Source organism: Bifidobacterium aerophilum, from assembly GCF_010667685.1.
GTDB classification, from domain to species: Bacteria; Actinomycetota; Actinomycetes; order Actinomycetales; family Bifidobacteriaceae; genus Bifidobacterium; species Bifidobacterium aerophilum.
Genome location: NZ_WHZW01000010.1, coordinates 25,771 through 43,958 on the forward strand (window position 1 = coordinate 25,771; position 18,188 = coordinate 43,958).

Genomic DNA, 18,188 nt, shown 5'->3' on the forward strand with positions numbered 1-18,188 from the left:
GGCTGAATCGACGCTACCGTGCGCAAACCAACGCAAATCGGCTGCCGGGCGTTGGCTTGCGCGCAGATGCGCCAATCGCGGACGCACAGGTCACGCGGTCATCGCGGCGGAGTGGATCGTGTCGAGCATCGACACCAGTCCGGACAGCAGGTCGTATTCCTCGCAGGCGTCGCTCATCACCGCGAGCACGTAGTCGCCGGACGACGAACGCACGATGCCGGCGTCGTTCAACGCGTAGTAACCGCCCTCGCCGTTGATCCAGCCGGCTTTGGTGTATACGGAATACTGTTCGCCGAGCGCCATGTGGATCGTGGAGTTCAGCGTGGACGAGAATTCTCCGGCCAGCCACTGCCGAGCCGCGGACGAGACGTCCGTCGCGGATTGCGTCGTGTTGTCGCCCGTGCCGGCGCCGGACGAACCGTCGCCTTCCGAAGCCGACGATGCGGCCGCCGACGTCGATGACCCGTCATCGTCGAACAGGTATCCGTATCCGGCAGCCCACATGCGCGCCAGGTCCGCCGCCGACATGTTCAGATACGCGCCCTGCGTCACGTCGGCGGATACCCCGACCGCCGACGACCACTGCGCGAATCCGTCGGTGCCGTACGTGTCGTGCAGTTCCTTGTAGGCGGTGTTGTCGGACACGGTGATCGCCTGGTCGATCAGGTATTGCGTGTTGCCGCCGGCATCGGTTTCGGCCAGATACGCCACGTCGAGGTCGAGCGCCCCGGTCTGCGCGACCGACAGAACGTACGGTCCCTTGATCGCCGATGCGGAATAGCGAGCCGTGTTCGCGTACGACGAGATCGCCTTGCCCGACGCGACGTCGACGAGTACGAACGATACCGAATACCCGTACGACGAGAACGCGTTCAGCTCGTTCTCCAATTGCAGCTGCGTGTCCGTGTCGAGCGTGAAACCGGACGTGGCGATCTGCGCGGAACCGTCAAGCTGTCCGATCGCGTTGACCACGGTTTCCGTCGACGTCGGTTCGGCCGCCGGCACGTCCGCGGCCTCGTGGGTCGAATCCTGCGCGGCCGACTTTGATCGGTGTCCGGTTTCGGACGCGGCCGACGACGATTCGGCAACGGCGTCACGCCACAGGAGCTGCGCGGAACCGTACGCGGCGACGGATACCGCCAGAGTCGCGCCGATGACCGCGGCCAGACGGCGGCGATATACCGGCGACTGCGCAAGATTGGCCGACCACACACGCATCACCCGCCGGACGCGCCCGCCGCGCCGGCTTCGGGCATTCGAGGATGCACGACGGGGGTGCGGGACCCGCGGGGTTCGAGGACGCCGATCGCCGGTTGCGGCGCGTGTCGCGCGGTTCGAGATGACGGTTCTGTTGCGGCATGGTACTTCCAGATCGATCAGGACAGGGGGTATACGTGAATGCACACGCCAATATACGCCGCAACCGCGTCACACGACTGGAAGGAATCTGAGAGGTTCCTAGGATAGGCTGCCCGACCTCTACAGGTCGTCGTAGTGCGCGGTGAAAACCGGCACGAAAGCCGGCACGAAAGCCGAGCGCCCCGAATACGATGGTCCCCCGCGGACAAATCTCCACGGGAGACCATCTAGTAGCCAATACGGCCGCGAATAACTGCAGACCAACACGTCCGCGCAGATCCGCACGGACCCGCACGGATCGCGATCAGTCGCGCATCAGATCAGGCGTGAGCCAGCTCGCGCATCTGATCCGGGTCGATGACCTTCTTGTGCTCACGGCCTTCCTTCGCGCCTTCGGCACGTTCGAACGCGTCGACCTTCTTCCAGCCGGCGAAGTCGATCGGCTTGACGCCGCGGCTTTCCAACAGTCGGTCGATGGACTCGGGGTCACGGTCTTCGGCCACGCGGCCGCCTTCCGCGGCCTTGGCGAGATCCTCAAGCATGTTGGTCACGATCATCAGCGCGTCGGACTTGGTCGAGCCGATCAGGCCGACCGGGCCGCGCTTGGCCCAACCGGTCGCATACAGGCGTTCACGCACCTCGCCGCCGTCCGCGGCGGTGGTGATGCGGCCATCACCGTTCGCGTTGGCCAGGTGAGCGCCCTTCTCGTCGTACACGATGCCGGGCGCCTCGGCCGGCTTGTAGCCGATCGCGTGGTACACGGCCTCGACCGGGTAGTCGGTGAACTCGCCGGTGCGATGCATCTTGCCGTCGGCGCCGGTTTCGGTGCGCTCGACGCGGATCGCAGTCACCTTGCCGTCCTCGCCGAGAACCTCGGTCGGGGCGGAGTTGAAGTGGATGTAGTACTTGCGGTCGGCCGGGTTGCCCTCGAAGTCGACGTCGCCGTCGTCCTCCATGTCCTCGGCCATCTCACGGATCGTGAACAGCTCCTCGACCATCTGACGGGTGAGCTTGTCCTTGCCGGCCACCTCGATGGTGTCGTCGTCCAGCTCGAAGTCGTCCTCGTTGATGATGAGCTGCACGCCGGGCAGCTTCTCCATCTCGCGCAGTTCCTGCACGCTGAACTTCGCCTGCGCGACGCCACGGCGGATGAACAGGTGAAGCACCTTCGCCTTGTTCTTGCCGATACCTTCGTAGACGTTGTCCGGAATGTCGGTCTTGGCCTTGAGGTCGTCCGCATTGCGCATAAGCTCGCGGGCCACGTCCATCGCGACGTTGCCGCCGCCGATCACGGCCACGTTCTCGGCCGTCAGCGGCCATTCGCGGGCTCCGGTCGGATAACCGTCGTACCACTCAACGAACTTGGCCGCGCCGTACACGCCGTCAAGGTCCGCGCCCGGCAGGCCGAGCGGCTTGTCCTTGACCGCGCCGGTGGCGAACAGGACCGCGTCGTAACGGGCGAGCAGCTCGTCGAGCGTCACGTCCTTGCCGAACTCCACGTCGCAGTACAGGTGGATGTCGGGGTTGTCGAGCGTCTTCTCGAGCGCGTCGGCGATGAACTTGATGGACGGGTGGTCAGGTGCCACGCCATAGCGGACCAGGCCGAACGGCACGGGCAACTTCTCGAACAGGTCGATGCGGGCCTTGGTGCCGAGGCCAAGTTCCTCGCCCAGCTTCTTGAGCTGACGCAGGAAAATGTCGGAGGAATAGACGCCGGCCGGACCGGCGCCGATCACTGCAATGCGCAGTTCGTTGTTGGTATTCGAAGATTCAGTCACGCGTTCCAGACTATCGCAAGCCGCCGAATCGCGGAAGGGGTGATTTGGCGGACATACGTGGGCATGCATGTCGGCAGAATCGGGCTGACTGGCCGTTTGAGACTCGGAATGAGCATCTTTCGGCAAACTTTGAGGCAGATCGGCGAATTCGCAGAGGTCTTTCCTCAAACTTTGAGGCAGTCTTGTTCGAAACCAGCGCCATATTTCCTCGACAACGGCCCATATCTAGAGTGTGTAAACAGAGAAGCTGCCTCAGAGTTTGCAGAAAGATCCTTACAAACCGCACAATCTGCCTCAAAGTTTGGAGAAGACTCAACCGGCATCGCTCAGTCCCTATCGAGCAGGACGGTGAGGGCCCAGAGGATGGAGACGACGTCGATGGCCTCCTGGAGGAAGGCGCCGACGACGACCGGGATGAGGTTGAAGGCGGCGGCGAGCATGCCGACAAGGGCGAGGCCCAGGCCAAGCAGGACGGCCTGCAGCATGATGCGCTTGGTGCGACGGGCGATGGCGATGGCCCGCGGAACGGCGGCGATGTCGTCGTTCATGATGACGACCTGCGCGGATTCCGATGCGGCGGTGGATGTGCCGTCGGTCATGGCCACGCCGATGTCCGCCACGGCAAGGACGGGCGCGTCGTTCACACCGTCACCGACCATCATCGTGACCGTCCGTCCAGCTCCGCCCGCATCCCGAACGGCCGCAACCTTGTCCTCCGGAAACAGTTCGGCGTGAACCTCGTCGATACCGACCTCACGGGCGATGATCTCGGCGGACGCCCGCTTGTCGCCGGTCAGCATGACGAGTTTTTCCACGCCAAGGGAATGCAGGCGGGACAACGCCTCACGGGCGTTCGCGCGGGGCACGTCACGCAACACGATCCGTGCGATCAACCGCCCGTCGATCGACACATACGACGCCATCTCGTCCGGTTCAAGCATGCCGAAGCGCGTGCGGATGGAAGCGTCCCGATCCTTCGCCGGCCCCGCTCCGGCGGCCGCACCGATGGCCTCTGCCCCGCCTCCGACCGGCTGGAACCCGTCGTCCCGGGCATTCGCGAACGACAGCCGCCCCACGCGCACCACATGGCCGTTCACCAGACCGGACACGCCCTTGCCCGGCTCCTCACGAACCTCCTTCACGACCGGCAAATCCCGCCCGTGTCCGAACGCGTCCGCCCCGGGGTCCGGACAATCCCGCCGCCCGTCCGCGAACCGCGCCCGCAACCGGTCCATCGCATCCATCCCGGCCGCCGCGATGCCACACGAGAGGATGTGCACCGAATACCCTTCCACCACGCCGGCCATCATGAGCACGTGGTCCTCATCCAAACGAGTCGCAAGGCCCGGCAGCATCTCCACACGCACCACCTGCGGCCGCTTGACGGTCAACGTGCCGGTTTTGTCGAAGAACACCTGCGTGACCTGCCCGAGCCGTTCGAGCACATCCTGCGTTTTGATGAGTACTCCGGCGGCCGCAAGCCGCCCGGTGCCGGCGATGTACGCGACCGGCGCGGCGATGAGCAGCGGGCACGGCGTGGCCAGCACGAGCACCTGCGCGAACCGGGTCGGGATGCCGGACACCGCCCGCGCAACGCCCGCGATCGCCAGGGACAGGACCGTGAACGGGACAGCCAGCCGGTCAGCCGTTCGCACAACGGCCGGTCGCGATTCCTGCGCGGAGGACACGAGGGACATGATGCGCTGATACTGCGAATCGGCAGCCCGCGCCGTGACGCGCATGGTCAGCACGGTCGCCCCGTTGACCGCGCCGGACATGACGCGAGCGCCCGCGAACACCTCACGAGGCATCGGTTCGCCGTTGATGTTGCTCAGATCAAGCGTTGCGGAGACGGACATGAGCTCGCCGTCGACCGGCACGGTTTCGCCGGGCAGCACGACAAGCACATCGCCGATGCGCACCTCGTCGACCGGCACGGTGCGCATGTGCCGGGCGGCCGCGGTTCCGTCGCCATCGGCAGCGGATGCAGCAGATACCGCGGATGTACGCGCGGCCGTGTCGGCGCGACGCACGGCAGGATCGCAGTCATATGGATCGCGACCGGTGAGGGCGCAGATCGTCCCCCGTTCGCCGGCACGGCCATCACGACGTCGCTCGGAACCGGCCACCTCGCCGACATGCCTCCGCGGATCGGCCGACGTCACGGGACCGGACTCCCCCGGCGTCCCGTTCACCCGACGGAATCCGTCATCGGATACCGCAGGCCGCATGTCGGCCCCAGTCCTAGCCCCGGTCCCGGCAGCTGTCATACCGCCACCGCCCACGCCGGTCAGCGTGACCACATGCGCGGTCCGAGGCGCGGCCTGCATCAGCGAGGTCAGACTATATTCGGCCTTTGCCTGCGCGTATTCCTCGATGGCCTCGCCGGATGCGATCATCAGCATGACCGCCCAGCTCGCCCAATATTCATGCACCGCCACGGTCGACAGGATCGCCACGACCGCCAGCAGGTCGACGCCGACCTGACCGTGCCGAATGTCGTCGATCATGCCGCGCACGGTATCGAACACGACGATCAGCACCAGCACGATGATCAGCCACTGCCCCACTCCGGGATCACCCAGAACCGGGATCCGCATGCCTCCCGTAGCAGCACCGTCAGCAACGGCACCGTCCACGGCACTGACCGTCTCCCACGGCCTCCACTGGCCCAGCAACGCCAGCGGGACCGCCGCCACGATCACTACGGGCAGCATCGGCACCAATCGACATACGCGAAGAACGCTCGCACAGAATTTACGTACAACACCGATGAATCCACTCATCACGTGCTCCTTACGCTCGGATACGGAGTCGATCACGGAGGCAACGCGGGTATGCAAACGCGCGACCGGCCGCAATCGGCAGTTCAGTCACGCCTTGTTAACCCACCGGCGACCTTGCCGAAGCGCCGCACGCATCCCGCACGGCACCTCCGCGTGACCTTCCGATACACGGCGTAAAGATGACATATTCAGTTGTGTTTCCTCATCATGCCCAAGCCCCGCGACTTCATCGGGGAGATCGGCCGGTTCATCCGGGCAGCCCCATCCGATCAGTTGCCCCGAATTCCGATCGTCCGCAACGACCGTAACCGAGTCCGCATCCGCATCGCACCGTCCGCCGACGGCTGTATGGACATACGAAAACGACCGTAAGTCAGCGGGATCATCGTGATCCCGACTCACTTACGGTCGTTGTCTTACAGTCGTCGCCTTACGGTCGTTGCGACCGTTCAAAGCAGGCTATCGGTTTACCACAAGCCGAACGGATCGGAGAAGCCGCCGTCGTCACCGGTGCCGCCGTTGCCGTTCGAATTGCCGTCGGATCCGTTGCCGTATCCGTTCGAACCGTTGCCCGAACCGTTGCCATTCTGGCCGTTGCCATTCGAATTGCCGTCGGAATTACCGTTCGAATTGCCGTTCGACGAGCTGGACGAGCCGTTCACCGCAGACTCCTCCTGGTCGAGCGTCACCTCGACGTCCATGGTCTTGCCGTCACGCACGATGGTCAGCGTCACCTTGTCGCCGAGCGCAGACGCACGGACGAAACCGAGCAGCGCATAGTGGCTGTTGACCGCGTTGCCATTGAACGCGACGATCGTGTCGCCGGCCTTGAGTCCCGCCTTGTCGGCCGGGCCGCCGGACACCACCGCGGAACCGCCGGTGGACGGCTGCGTGATCTTCGCGCCGGAGCGGGTCACGCCGTCGGCGGTCACGGTGTCGGTGGAGACGACCACGCCGAGCGCGACATGCTTGACGGAGCCGTCCTTGATGATCTCGTTGGCGACGCGCTTGACGAGGTTCGCCGGGATCGCGAAGCCGATGCCGATCGAGCCGGCCGATTCGGACGAGCTGGCGGTCGAAGCGATGGACGAGTTGATGCCGATCACCTGGCCGGCGCCGTTGAACGTCGGGCCGCCCGAGTTGCCCGGGTTGATGGCCGCGTCGATCTGCACGGCGTTGGTGACGATCTGGTTGTTGTTGTCGTCGGTCACGGTCACCGGGCGGTTGAGCGCGGAGACGATGCCAGTGGTGGCGGTGTCGTCGTAGCCGAGCGGGTTGCCGATGGCCATGACGTTCTCGCCGACCGCGAGCTTGTCGGAGTCCGCGAACTCGACGGCCTTGAGGTCGCTCGGCGCATTGTCGAGCTTGATGACCGCGAGATCGGTGGTGGTGTCGGTGCCGACGAGCTGCGCGGTGTAGATGTTGCCGTTCGCGAGCGTGACCTGGATCTGCTGCGCGCCGGAGATGACGTGGTTGTTGGTGACGATGTGGCCCTCGGTGTCGATGATCGCGCCGGAGCCCTTGGCCGTGCCGTTGGACAGCGTGGTCGTGATGGACACGACGGAATCGGACACGCTGGACGCCACGGACGCCCAGTCGACGGCCTCGCCGCTCTTGGTGGTGGCCGAACCGGAGCCGGACTTGTTCGAGTTGACGCTGGTCAGCGAGCCGGAGTTCGGGATCGTGACCCAACCGTTGGTCAGGCCATAGTAGCCGACGCCAAGGCACAGCGCGGCGGAGACGAGCGCCGCGACGACGCCGATCACGATGCCGCTGGCGGTCTTGCCGCCGTTCTTGGCGACCGGCTGACCGGGTTGCGGCTGTCCGTTGGACGGGGTGCCGAACGCGCCGTTCTGATACGGCGGGTACGGCGGCACCTGGCCGTTGGCACCGGACTGCTGGCCCGGCTGCGTCGGCTGGCCGTAGTTCTGCTGCTGGCCCGCGAGGAACGGATTGCCGAACGGGTTGCGGCTGCCCGCATCCTGCGGGGCCTGGTTCGTCTGGTCGGCGGATCCGAACGGGTTGTGCTGTCCGAACAGTCCGCCGAACGGCTGGTTCTGCTGCGTCGGCTGGGCGTTCTGCTGGGCGGACTGCTGCGCGGCCTGTGCCGCGCGGGTCGGATCGTACGCGCCGTATTCCGGCGCCGGACGGTACTGCTGCGTCGGTTGCTTGGCCGACGGGGTCGAGGCGGTCGGAATCGGGGTCGTCGGCGCGGACGACACGACAGTACTCTCGCCGGCCGCGGCCGCGTAGTTCGGCGTATCGTCGGACGGCGTCGGCGTGATCGGCATGGTCGGCGCGGTCTCGGTCGGAGTCGATTCGACCGGAGCGGGCGACGAAAACGTGCCGCTCAACGGTTCGATCGGCGTCGTCGGCGCGGTCTCGACGGAATTCGTATCGGATGCCGCCGGAATCGTCACGGTCGGCTGTTCGCCGGCATCGTGCGACGCGGACGGCTGCGCAGATGACTGTGCGGCCTGCTGCGCATCGCCCTGCGCGGACTGGTAGCCGTTCGCGGCGTTCCAGTCGTTGTTGTTCTCTTCAGCCATTGCTAATGCTCCTTAACATCGTTTGCCGGGCCGCTCGTCGCGTATCGCGCGCGACGTCCGGAACCGACCCGGTGAACTGCTACCTAAGAGTAAAGATTCCCGCTCTGGAAATTTCCTGAATGTTTGTAGAGAGAAACAATCAAGTTTGCTTCCCATCGGCGGAACGTATCTCGCAAGGCGCGGCAGCACACGGTTTTCGCCTCTCCGCGCGTCCGTTACGGGGCTTCGCCTAGAGTGAATCCCATGACGAATCTTGCGGACACGACCCAGACGAATCTGGTTGAGCACCCGCGCGGGGCGGAGCCCGGCAAGCCCGGAGACCGCAGCGCGTTCCATTTCGAGACGATCACCCGACTGCCCGACGCAGCGGACGGCAAGGGCCGCGGCGGCGCGCGCTACGGCCGCACCGGCATCCTGCACACGCCGCACGGCGACATCCATACGCCCGCGTTCGTACCGGTCGCCACGCAGGCCGCGATGAAGGCCGTACTGCCGGAGACGATGAAGGTCGAGGGCGCGCAGTGCATGCTGTCAAACGCCTTCCACCTGTACGAGCGGCCCGGCGAGGACGTGCTCGACGCGGCGGGCGGACTGTCGAAGTTCATGAACTGGGACGGCCCGACGTTCACTGATTCCGGCGGTTTCCAGGTGCTTTCGCTCGGCGCGGGATTCAAGAAGACGCTGGCGATGGACGTGACCGGCATGAAGTCGGACGACGTGATCGCGGAAGGCAAGGAACGCCTCGCGTTCGTGGACGAGGACGGCGTGACGTTCAAGTCGCCGCTCAACGGATCGCTGCACCGGTTCAGCGCGGAGATCTCGATGGGCATCCAGCACAAGATCGGTGCGGACATCATGTTCGCGTTCGACGAGCTGACGACGCTGATGAACACGCGCCGCTATCAGGAACAGTCGGTCGAGCGCACGTACCGGTGGGCGCAGCGCTGCGTCGCCGAGCACCAGCGGCTGACCGCGGAGCGTCTGGGCAAACCGTATCAGGCGCTGTACGGCGTGGTGCAGGGCGCGAACTACGAGGACCTGCGCCGACATGCGGCCGAGCAGATCGCCTCGCTCGACTTCGACGGCGTGGGCATCGGCGGCGCGATCGAAAAGCGGATCATCGGCGACACCTGCGCGTGGATCTGCGACGCGATGCCGGAAAGCCGACCGCGCCACGTGCTCGGCATCGCCGCGGTGGACGACATCTTCGCGTGCGTGGAGAACGGCGGCGACACGTTCGACTGCGTGGCCCCGGCCCGTTGCGGCCGCAACGGCGCGATCTTCACGCGCGACGGACGGTACAACGTCAAGCGCGCCGAGTTCAAGTTCGATTTCGGGCCGCTCGAGGAAGGCTGCGACTGCTACACGTGCACGCATTATTCGCGCGCGTACGTCGATCACCTGCTGCGCGCCCGCGAATTCAACGGGTTCACGCTGGCGACGATCCACAACGAACACTTCTTCATCAAGCTGCTCGACGACATCCGCGCCTCGATCGACGGCGGCTACTTCGACGAGTTCCGCGACGCCACGCTCGCCCGCTTCTACGCGAACGGGTCGCGCGGCTGAGGCTGGGCTGGGATGGGCTGGGCGGACCGCCCATGCTCCCGGCGCACGTCGGATACGCCGATCCGGCAGGCCGCGGCGCGATAATGGACGCATGGCATCCGCAACATTCGACCCGCTCGCCCAACGGTATCCGTCCCAGCGCTACCCCATCTACGCGAACCGCGCGATGGTCAACTGCTCCGAACCGCAGGCCTCCGCGGCGGGTCTGCAGGTCATTCTCAAGGGCGGCAACGCGTTCGATGCGGCCGTCGCCGCCGCGGCCGCGCTCACCGTCGTCGAGCCGACGTCGAACGGCATCGGATCGGACGCGTTCTGCATCGCCTGGAGCGCCCGCGAGCAACGTCTCATCGGACTCAACTCGAGCGGTCCCGCGCCGCAAGGCATATCCATCGATCGCGTGATCGCGGACGGCAACGTCACCGCCGACGGCCACATGCCGCGTCTCGGCTGGACCCCGGTCACCGTGCCGGGCGCACCCGCCGCGTGGGCCGCGCTCAACGAACGGTACGGACGACTCACACTGGCCGACGATCTCGCGCCGGCCATCGACTACGCGCGCAACGGATACGCGGTCAATCCGAACCTTGCGTACTGGTGGCGGCGCGGCGCCGACGGCTATCGCCAGCACAACGGAGACGGCCGGTTCGACGAGTGGTTCCGCACGTTCACCTACGGCGACGATCGGCACACGCCGGCCGCCGGCGACATCGTCACGCTGCCGAATCATGCGGACTCGCTGACCGAGATCGGCGCGACCAACGCACGCTCGTTCTACGAAGGCGATCTGGCCCGCGCGATCGATCAGGCGAGTCACGCGGCCGGCGGCTATCTCAGATACGACGATCTGGCCGCGTACGCCCCGCGCTGGGTCGATCCGATGCGGCTCGACTACCGCGACGGCTGGCAGGTGTGCGAGATCCCGCCGAACGGCCAGGGCATCGTCGCGCTCATGGCGTTGAACATCCTGCGCAACTTCGACGTTGCACACGACGACCGCGCGCTCACGTATCACCGGCAGATCGAGGCGATCAAGCTCGCGTTCGCGGATGCGTTCGACACGGTCAGCGATCCGGACGACACCGGGTTCGACTACGCGCGGTATCTTGCGCCCGAGTACGGCGAGGAGAAGGCGCGGCTGATCGGTGAGACGGCCGAGGTGCGCACGACGCGCACGCCGTCGAGTTCGGGCACGGTGTACCTGTGCTGCGCGGACGGCGAGGGCAACATGGTGTCGTACATCCAGTCGAATTACATGGGGTTCGGTTCGGGGATCGTCGTGCCGGGGACGGGGATCTCGCTGCAGAACCGTGGGGCTGATTTTTCGCTCGACCCGTCGCGGGCGAACGCGCTCAAGCCGGGCAAGCGCACGTATCACACGATCATTCCGGGATTTCTGATGCGGGGCGGGCGGCCGGTCGGGCCGTTCGGCGTGATGGGCGCGTACATGCAGCCGCAGGGTCATGTGCAAGTGGCGATGAACGCGATCGATTTCGGGATGGACCCGCAGCAGGCGCTCGACGCGCCGCGCTGGCGGTGGGACCGGGGTAACGCGATGCGAGTGGAGACGCGGTTCGACGCTTCGACCGCGCGGGAGCTGGCCCGGCGCGGGCACGAGGTGACGGTCGGATTGGAGACGGCCGATTTCGGGCGCGGACAGATGATCATGCGGGTGGACGGCGGCGATTGCGATGATCGCGGATCATACGTCGCGCCGGTCTCGCTGGTCGGCGGAACCGAGTCGCGCACCGACAGCAACATCGCATGCTGGTAGTCGGTCGGGTTCGGCCGTCGATACGTCGCTCAGTCAGGAATTCAGTTGCCGATACGGATCGGCCGACCGGTCGACTGATCGACGAAATCATGCCGGTTTATCGTCGCGACGAGATCGGCGAACCGCTACCGTGCGATTGCTCCGGCCAAGCCGTATGTTGTCGTCGTGTCATGTCGCACGAATCGCAGGAAGTCGGGGATTCTTCGGGCCGCCGCCCATGGTCATTCAGCCGTTGCGTCGCTCAAGCAGTTCCTGCTGGCGGCCTTCGAGGATCATGCGTTGGCAGGTCGGGCAGATCGAGCCGTATTGGTCGGTTCGGATCAGGGTGGCGAATCGGTGGCAGATACGGCATTCGCGGAAGGAGCATAGCCCGGTAACGACTGCAGCGACGGCGAGCAGCGAAGCCGTTGCGAACCACGAACAAATACACAGGACGGCTGCGCCTACGACCATGACGACCATCAACGTCATGCACCGCGACCGAGATTGCAGCCGATTCATCTTCGTCTCTCCACCCCACAACTTGGACGATACGGTTTCACCATACAGACACCCACACCCACACGACGCGCCGAAAACGGCGGAAACACTTGTTTTTGGACACTTGCCTCCGCCGCGCGCCACGATCCATCACCGTCGCGACACGCCGAAGTGGCGCAAACCGCAAGTCGGGTGTAAGTTAGTCGATTGTCTGCGAGTGTGGCGGAATGGTAGACGCGCTGTCTTCAGGTGGCAGTGAGTGTATGCTCGTGGGGGTTCAACTCCCCCCACTCGCACGCAGAATGAAACCCCGGAAACGTTGGAATTCCAACCTTCCGGGGTTTTCTGTTTCTCCGCCCAGACCCGGAACGTGACGGAAAACGTGACAAAAACTCGGGTTAAGCAAAGAAACGTGGGTCTTATTCTGCGTTGGCTGGTTGTTGCGAAACGCCCGGCCCAGATGGCAACTCGCCCTAACGGCATTGATGCCGATGATGGGAAATTGCGCACATGGCGTGTGCGTCTAGCATGCGGAGAGAGGATGGACCTATTTGCGCATCGCATATGCCACGGTAGCGGTGTCGCGTGTGCCACGGTAGCGGATTTTGGGTGATTTTGGAATACCGTGGCAAGGCGGCGAAATGTGGGGGAAATGGGTCCAATGCAAGAATGGCGGAATTCAGGGGTTTTACGACAATGCGAATTGTCCCAGTCCTCATGGCAACCGCTTGCCGACGCTACCGTGGCAAACCCGCGTGCCACGGTAGCGATTTTTCGCCAATTTTCCTCTACCGTGGCACGAAACACGTGACACGAAACCGCAACGAGAAACACCGTGACTCGCAAGCGCCTTGCAATACGAAAAAGCCCTATGCCGTGGTTCATATCCACAACATAGGGCTTTCCCGTTTATGCACTTGGTTCGCTCACAGCGCTACCGTAAGCGCCGCCATCCTGATCAGGCGAGCGGACCGGTGCGCCAGAGTGCGGCGCCGTTAAGCAAACAGTCCAGTGGACTGTTTGTAGGCGACGCCGAGCGACGACAGTCGCGAGGCAGGAACCAGCGCGCATCTGGTGCGCCGGTTCCGAGCCGTCAGGCGAGCGGACCGGTGTGCCAGATGCGCTCCAAATAATCCTCGATCGAGCGATCGGAGCTGAAGAAGCCGGAGTTCGCGACGTTGAGGACGGCCTTGCGGTTCCACTCGAGCGGGTCGCGGTAGAGCTTCTCGATCTCGGCCTGGATATCGGCGTAGGCGGAGAAGTCCGCGAGCGTCATGAACCAGTCCTTGGTCAGCCAGTCGGAGACCAGCGGCGCATACGCGTTGCGGTCGCCGTTGGAGAAGGTGCCGCCGGCAACGAGGTCGATGGCCTGCTTCAGTCGCGGATCGGCCTCGTAGTACTTGGCCGGATTGTAGCCGTCGGCGTACAGCTTGTCGACTTCCTCAACGGTCATGCCGAACAGGAAGAAGTTCTCGGCGCCGACGCGTTCGCGGATCTCGACGTTCGCGCCGTCGAGGGTGCCGACGGTGAGCGCGCCGTTGAGGGCGAACTTCATGTTGCCGGTGCCGGACGCTTCCTTGCCGGCCTGCGAGATCTGCTCGTCGAGCTCGGTGGCCGGGATGAGGTTCTGGGCCATCTCGATGTTGTAGTTCGGCAGCATGTGAACGGCCAGCTTGCCCTTGACGTCCGGATCGTTGTTGACGACCTTGGAGACGTTGTTGATGAGCTGGATGGTCATCTTGGCCAGGTAGTAGCCCGGGGCGGCCTTCGCGCCGAAGAACACGGTGCGCGGCAGGATGTCGTCGGCCGAGACGGTACCGTTCTTGATGGCGGCGTACTTGGAGATGACGGCGAGGATCTTCAGCGACTGTCGCTTGTACTCGTGCAGGCGCTTGACCATCGTGTTGAACATGGTGTTCTCGTCGATGTCGAGGCCGTAGTGGTCCTTGGCGAAGCCGACGAACGCATGCTTGTTGGCGGCCTTGACGGCGGCGAACTTCTTGACGAACTCGTCGTCCTGAGCCAGCGGGACCAGGCCTTCGAGCATTTCGAGGTCGGAGACCCACTTGTCGGTGCCGAGGCCCTCGGTGATGAGGTCGGACAGGCCCGGGTTGGCGAGCTTGACGAAGCGACGCGGGGTCACGCCGTTGGTCACGTTGGTGAACTTGTCCGGGTACGCGTCGGAGAAGTTCTTCAGGGTGACGTCCTTGAGCAGCTGGGAGTGCAGCTCGGCCACACCATTGACGTGGGAGCCGCCGTAGGTGGCGAGGTAGGCCATGCGCACGGAGTCGCCGGTGTAGATCGCCATGTCCTTGGCGGTCGCCTCGTCCACGCCCTTGGCCTTGAGCTCGGCCTCGAACTGCTCGTTGATCTTCTCGATGATCTCGAGATGACGCGGCAGCAGCTCGCCGATCAGGCTGGCCGGCCACACCTCAAGGGCTTCCGGCAGCAGCGTGTGGCAGGTGTAGTTGAAGGTCTTCTGGGTGACGCCCCACGCGGTATCCCAGTCGTAGCCGTACTCATCGATGAGGATGCGCATGAGCTCCGGGATGCCGATGACCGGGTGGGTGTCGTTGAGCTGGAACGTGATCTTGTTCGGGAAGGTGGTCAGGTCCGGCTTGTCCTGGCCCGGGTAGAAGACGCGGATCGCGTCGTGCAGCGAGGCGGAGACGAAGAAGTACTGCTGCTCGAGGCGCAGCTCCTTGCCGACCTTGGTGGAGTCTTCCGGGTACAGGATCTTGGAGATGTTCTCGGCCTTGACCTGCGGCTTGACGGCGTCCATGTACTCGCTCTTGTTGAACGCGAGCAGATCGAACTCGTCGTAGGACTTGGCGGTCCACAGGCGCAGCGTGTTCACGCGCTGGGACTTGTAGCCCGGCACCAGGTAGTCGACCGGCACGGCACGCACGGACCAGGCCGGCTTCCACACCTTCTTGCCGTCCTCCTCGACGACCTCGCCGCCGAAGGAGACCTTCTGGTCGCGGTTGTAGTCGATGTGGCCCCACGGCTCTTCGTTGTTCAGCCAGTAGTCCGGGGTTTCGACCTGCTTGCCGTCCTCGTCGAACTTCTGCTTGAAGATGCCGTACTTGTACTGGATGCCGTAGCCGAACGCCGGCACGCCGAGGGAGGCGAGCGAGTCGATGAAGCAGGCGGCGAGACGACCGAGGCCACCGTTGCCCAGGCCCGGCTCGTACTCGGCGTCGACGATGTCCTTCGGCTGGAAGCCGAGGGACTTGACGGCCTCGTCGAACTGCTCGGTCAGGCCGGCGTTGAGCAGCGCGTTCTCCAGCTGCTTGCCCATAAGGAACTCGGCGGACAGATAGCCGACGGCCTTGGTGTTGCCGTTGACGGTATCGGCCTGCGTGGTGAACCACGCGTCCGCAAGGTGATTGCGCACGGCCTTGGCGGCGGCGACGTAGACATCAGCCGCAGTGGCCTGCTCGGCGGTGACACCCTGAGAGTACTTCAGCTGCTCACGAATCTCGTCAGCGAACTCAGCGGACGTGACCGGAGACTTGGGTGCGGTAATTTCAGTCATAGTTCTGACTCTCTTTCCGTTGTGTTGTCCTTGTTCATTATGCCCGGCCACAGTGACCACGCATGAACGTTAAGGTGAACGCTGCATTACGTCCTGCAATCGTTTGCATCAACGTCGTCATGATACACCCCACGCCAAGACACGCAACGTAGTGACAACGTATGCCGAGCTGCGGCACGTCAATCGAATGACGACGAATGCCGAAAAACAGGACCACAGTGGCACAATGGAGCGCATGGCAGTGATTCGCGAACAGGACATGGAGAAGGGCCGGCTGGCGTGGTCCCAGTGGAGGAAGGCCGCGCTCGAACAAACGCCGGCGACAACATCAGATGTCGCAGCAGACAATGCAGCGCCGGACGCCAGGACCACGGCCACCACGCGGCTGGCGGTCAATCCGGAACTGCCGCGGCCGATCTGGGCGATGGCGGTGCGCTACACGCTGTTCATGCTGGAACGCCGCGCGCCCGGCCCGGGCGTGGAGGTGCGCGTGGCGCCGTGGGGCGCGGTCAAGATCCTCGACGGCCCTGCCTCGGACCCGCATAATCTCACACCACCCGACGTGATCGAACTCGACCCGGACGTCTGGCTGCGGCTCGCGGCCGGCATCACGGCGTGGGACGAGGAGCGCGAGGCCGGCCACATCACGGCAGTGGGGGAGCGCGACGATCTGAGCGACCTGCTGCCGCTGTGATCGTCGCGCGGAAAGAAAAAGTCAGTCCTTCTTGGGCTTGAGCGCGCTGGGCACCGGCATCGGGATCGGCTTGTGCGGCTTCGGCATGACGGCCGGCTTGGCCTTGGTTGCCGGGAACTCGCCGCTAGTCGCCTTCGCGGCGGCTTCGGCGGCCCACTTCGCGTACTCGTCGAGATCATCGTCCGCCGCGGCTCCGGACGTCGCTGCCGGCTCGGCGACATCGTCCACATCGGCGTCCGCATGGTGGGCATATTGGGCTTCGATGTCCGCAAACGGATCGGGGGAACCCACTCCGGGCTCCTGTTCGCTCAGCTCCTTGGCGAGCTCGTCGTAATCAGTATCGGTGGTCAGGTACTTGAGCTTTCGGGCTATTTTCTGCTGTTTTGCCTTCTGACGTCCGCGGCCCATGTGACCCCCTGAAATTACTGTACGTGTTGAATCATCACATAAGAGAGTACCACTTGTTGGCACTATTGGGCTTGTCGGCTCGGACTTTTACGATAAAAGCGATATTTTCAGGCGTATCAACACGCGCGCCATGCGCGGAGAACGGGAAAACGACAATGACGGACGAAACCCAGGAACAGCAGCTGACCGCTGCAGGCAACGAAATGAGCGCGAGCTTCCTCGCGGCGAAGAAGCGCTCGGACGAGACGCTCGCCAAGCTCGAGGCCAACCCGGGCAAGTTCACGATGCTCACCGGCGACCGTCCGACCGGCCGTCTGCATCTCGGACACTATTTCGGATCCATCCGCGAACGCGTCGCCATGCAGGAGCGCGGCGTGAACACGAACATCATCATCGCGGACTATCAGGTCATCACCGACCGCGACACCACCGAACACATCCAGGACAACGTCCTGAACCTCGTGCTCGACTACATGGCCGCGGGCATCGACCCGAAGAAGACCATGATCTTCACGCACTCCGCCGTGCCGGCCGAGAACCAGCTCATGCTGCCGTTCCTCTCGCTCGTCACCGAGGCCGAACTGCACCGCAACCCGACCGTCAAGTCCGAGATGGAGGCTTCCGGCCACGCGCTGACCGGCCTGCTGCTCACCTACCCGGTGCATCAGGCGTGCGACATCCTGTTCTGCAAGGCGAACGTCGTGCCGATCGGCAAGGACAACCTGCCGCACGTCGAGATCACCCGCACGATCGCCCGTCGTTTCAACGAGCGCTACGCGAAGAAGCACCCGGTGTTCCCGGAGCCGGCCGCGATCCTCTCGGAGGCGCCGGAGATCCCGGGCCTTGACGGCCGCAAGATGAGCAAGTCGTACGGCAACTCGATCATGCTGGGCGCGACCGCCGAGGAGACGGCGAAGCTCATCAAGAAGAGCCCGACCGATTCCGAGCGCCGCATCACGTTCGATCCGATCGCCCGCCCGCAGGTCTCCGCGCTGCTGACCACCGCTGGCCTGGTGACCGGCCGCGATCCGAAGGAGATCGCCGAAGAGATCGGCGACGCCGGCGCCGGCGCGCTCAAGGCGTATGTGATCGAATCCGTGAACGCGTTCCTCGCGCCGCACCGCGAACGCCGCGCCGAGCTGGCGAAGGACATGGACTATGTGCGCGATGTGCTGCACGACGGCAACAGGCGCGCGAACGCCATCGCCGAGGAAACCCTTGAGCAGGTGCGCGAGGCCATGGGCATGAAGTACTGA

Annotated in this window: 11 protein-coding genes and 1 tRNA gene; 5 read left to right on the forward strand and 7 right to left on the reverse strand. The window is 64.5% G+C overall.

The features are described 5' to 3' along the window. Window positions 1–90: 90 nt before the first annotated feature. The 4 genes from GFD25_RS05770 to GFD25_RS05785 all read right to left on the reverse strand — a co-directional run bounded on the left by GFD25_RS05770 (window position 91) and on the right by GFD25_RS05785 (window position 8,472). Entirely contained in the window at window positions 91–1,212 is a 1,122-nt protein-coding gene (locus GFD25_RS05770; RefSeq protein ID WP_163230846.1) for a serine hydrolase, read from the reverse strand. Window positions 1,213–1,679: 467 nt separating this feature from the next. Beyond that, a complete protein-coding gene (locus GFD25_RS05775) occupies window positions 1,680–3,137 on the reverse strand; it encodes an FAD-dependent oxidoreductase (RefSeq protein WP_163230848.1) in 1,458 nt (485 codons plus the stop codon). Window positions 3,138–3,463: 326 nt separating this feature from the next. Further along, window positions 3,464–5,923, reverse strand: coding sequence for a heavy metal translocating P-type ATPase (locus GFD25_RS05780; protein WP_163230850.1), 2,460 nt, complete (start codon window positions 5,921–5,923; stop codon window positions 3,464–3,466). Between the two features lie 467 nt (window positions 5,924–6,390). Then, the gene (locus tag GFD25_RS05785; protein ID WP_163230852.1) at window positions 6,391–8,472 is read right to left on the reverse strand and encodes a S1C family serine protease; all 2,082 of its coding nucleotides are present in this window, start codon (window positions 8,470–8,472) and stop codon (window positions 6,391–6,393) included. A gap of 243 nt (window positions 8,473–8,715) precedes the next feature. Between GFD25_RS05785 and tgt the strand changes: the two genes are divergently transcribed. Both tgt and GFD25_RS05795 read left to right on the forward strand, forming a co-directional pair. Beyond that, the gene (gene tgt, locus GFD25_RS05790; RefSeq protein ID WP_163230854.1) at window positions 8,716–10,041 is read left to right on the forward strand and encodes a tRNA guanosine(34) transglycosylase Tgt; all 1,326 of its coding nucleotides are present in this window, start codon (window positions 8,716–8,718) and stop codon (window positions 10,039–10,041) included. A 91-nt stretch (window positions 10,042–10,132) separates the two neighbouring features. Continuing rightward, window positions 10,133–11,812: a gamma-glutamyltransferase family protein gene (locus GFD25_RS05795; protein WP_163230856.1), complete on the forward strand. Its 1,680-nt coding sequence runs from the start codon at window positions 10,133–10,135 to the stop codon at window positions 11,810–11,812. 225 nt (window positions 11,813–12,037) lie between these two features. Here GFD25_RS05795 and GFD25_RS05800 read toward each other — a convergent pair whose 3' ends face one another. Beyond that, window positions 12,038–12,283, reverse strand: a complete 246-nt coding sequence (locus tag GFD25_RS05800) for a hypothetical protein (RefSeq protein ID WP_163230858.1) — start codon at window positions 12,281–12,283, stop codon at window positions 12,038–12,040. 222 nt (window positions 12,284–12,505) lie between these two features. On the opposite strand from GFD25_RS05800, the gene GFD25_RS05805 reads away from it, so the two are divergent. Further along, window positions 12,506–12,588 (forward strand) — tRNA-Leu (locus tag GFD25_RS05805). A gap of 797 nt (window positions 12,589–13,385) precedes the next feature. On the opposite strand, the gene GFD25_RS05810 is transcribed toward GFD25_RS05805, so the two are convergent. Further along, entirely contained in the window at window positions 13,386–15,830 is a 2,445-nt protein-coding gene (locus tag GFD25_RS05810) for a glycogen/starch/alpha-glucan phosphorylase (protein WP_163230860.1), read from the reverse strand. 235 nt (window positions 15,831–16,065) lie between these two features. Between GFD25_RS05810 and GFD25_RS05815 the strand changes: the two genes are divergently transcribed. Continuing rightward, window positions 16,066–16,524 carry a sterol carrier family protein gene (locus tag GFD25_RS05815; protein ID WP_163230863.1) on the forward strand — a complete coding sequence of 153 codons (459 nt, stop codon included), beginning with the start codon at window positions 16,066–16,068 and terminating at the stop codon, window positions 16,522–16,524. Between the two features lie 21 nt (window positions 16,525–16,545). Here GFD25_RS05815 and GFD25_RS05820 read toward each other — a convergent pair whose 3' ends face one another. Further along, the gene (locus GFD25_RS05820; protein ID WP_163230865.1) at window positions 16,546–16,932 is read right to left on the reverse strand and encodes a DUF3073 domain-containing protein; all 387 of its coding nucleotides are present in this window, start codon (window positions 16,930–16,932) and stop codon (window positions 16,546–16,548) included. A 155-nt stretch (window positions 16,933–17,087) separates the two neighbouring features. Here GFD25_RS05820 and trpS point away from each other — a divergent pair, with 155 nt between their 5' ends. Further along, complete coding sequence (trpS, locus tag GFD25_RS05825) at window positions 17,088–18,188, forward strand: tryptophan--tRNA ligase (RefSeq protein WP_163230867.1); 1,101 nt, start codon at window positions 17,088–17,090, stop codon at window positions 18,186–18,188.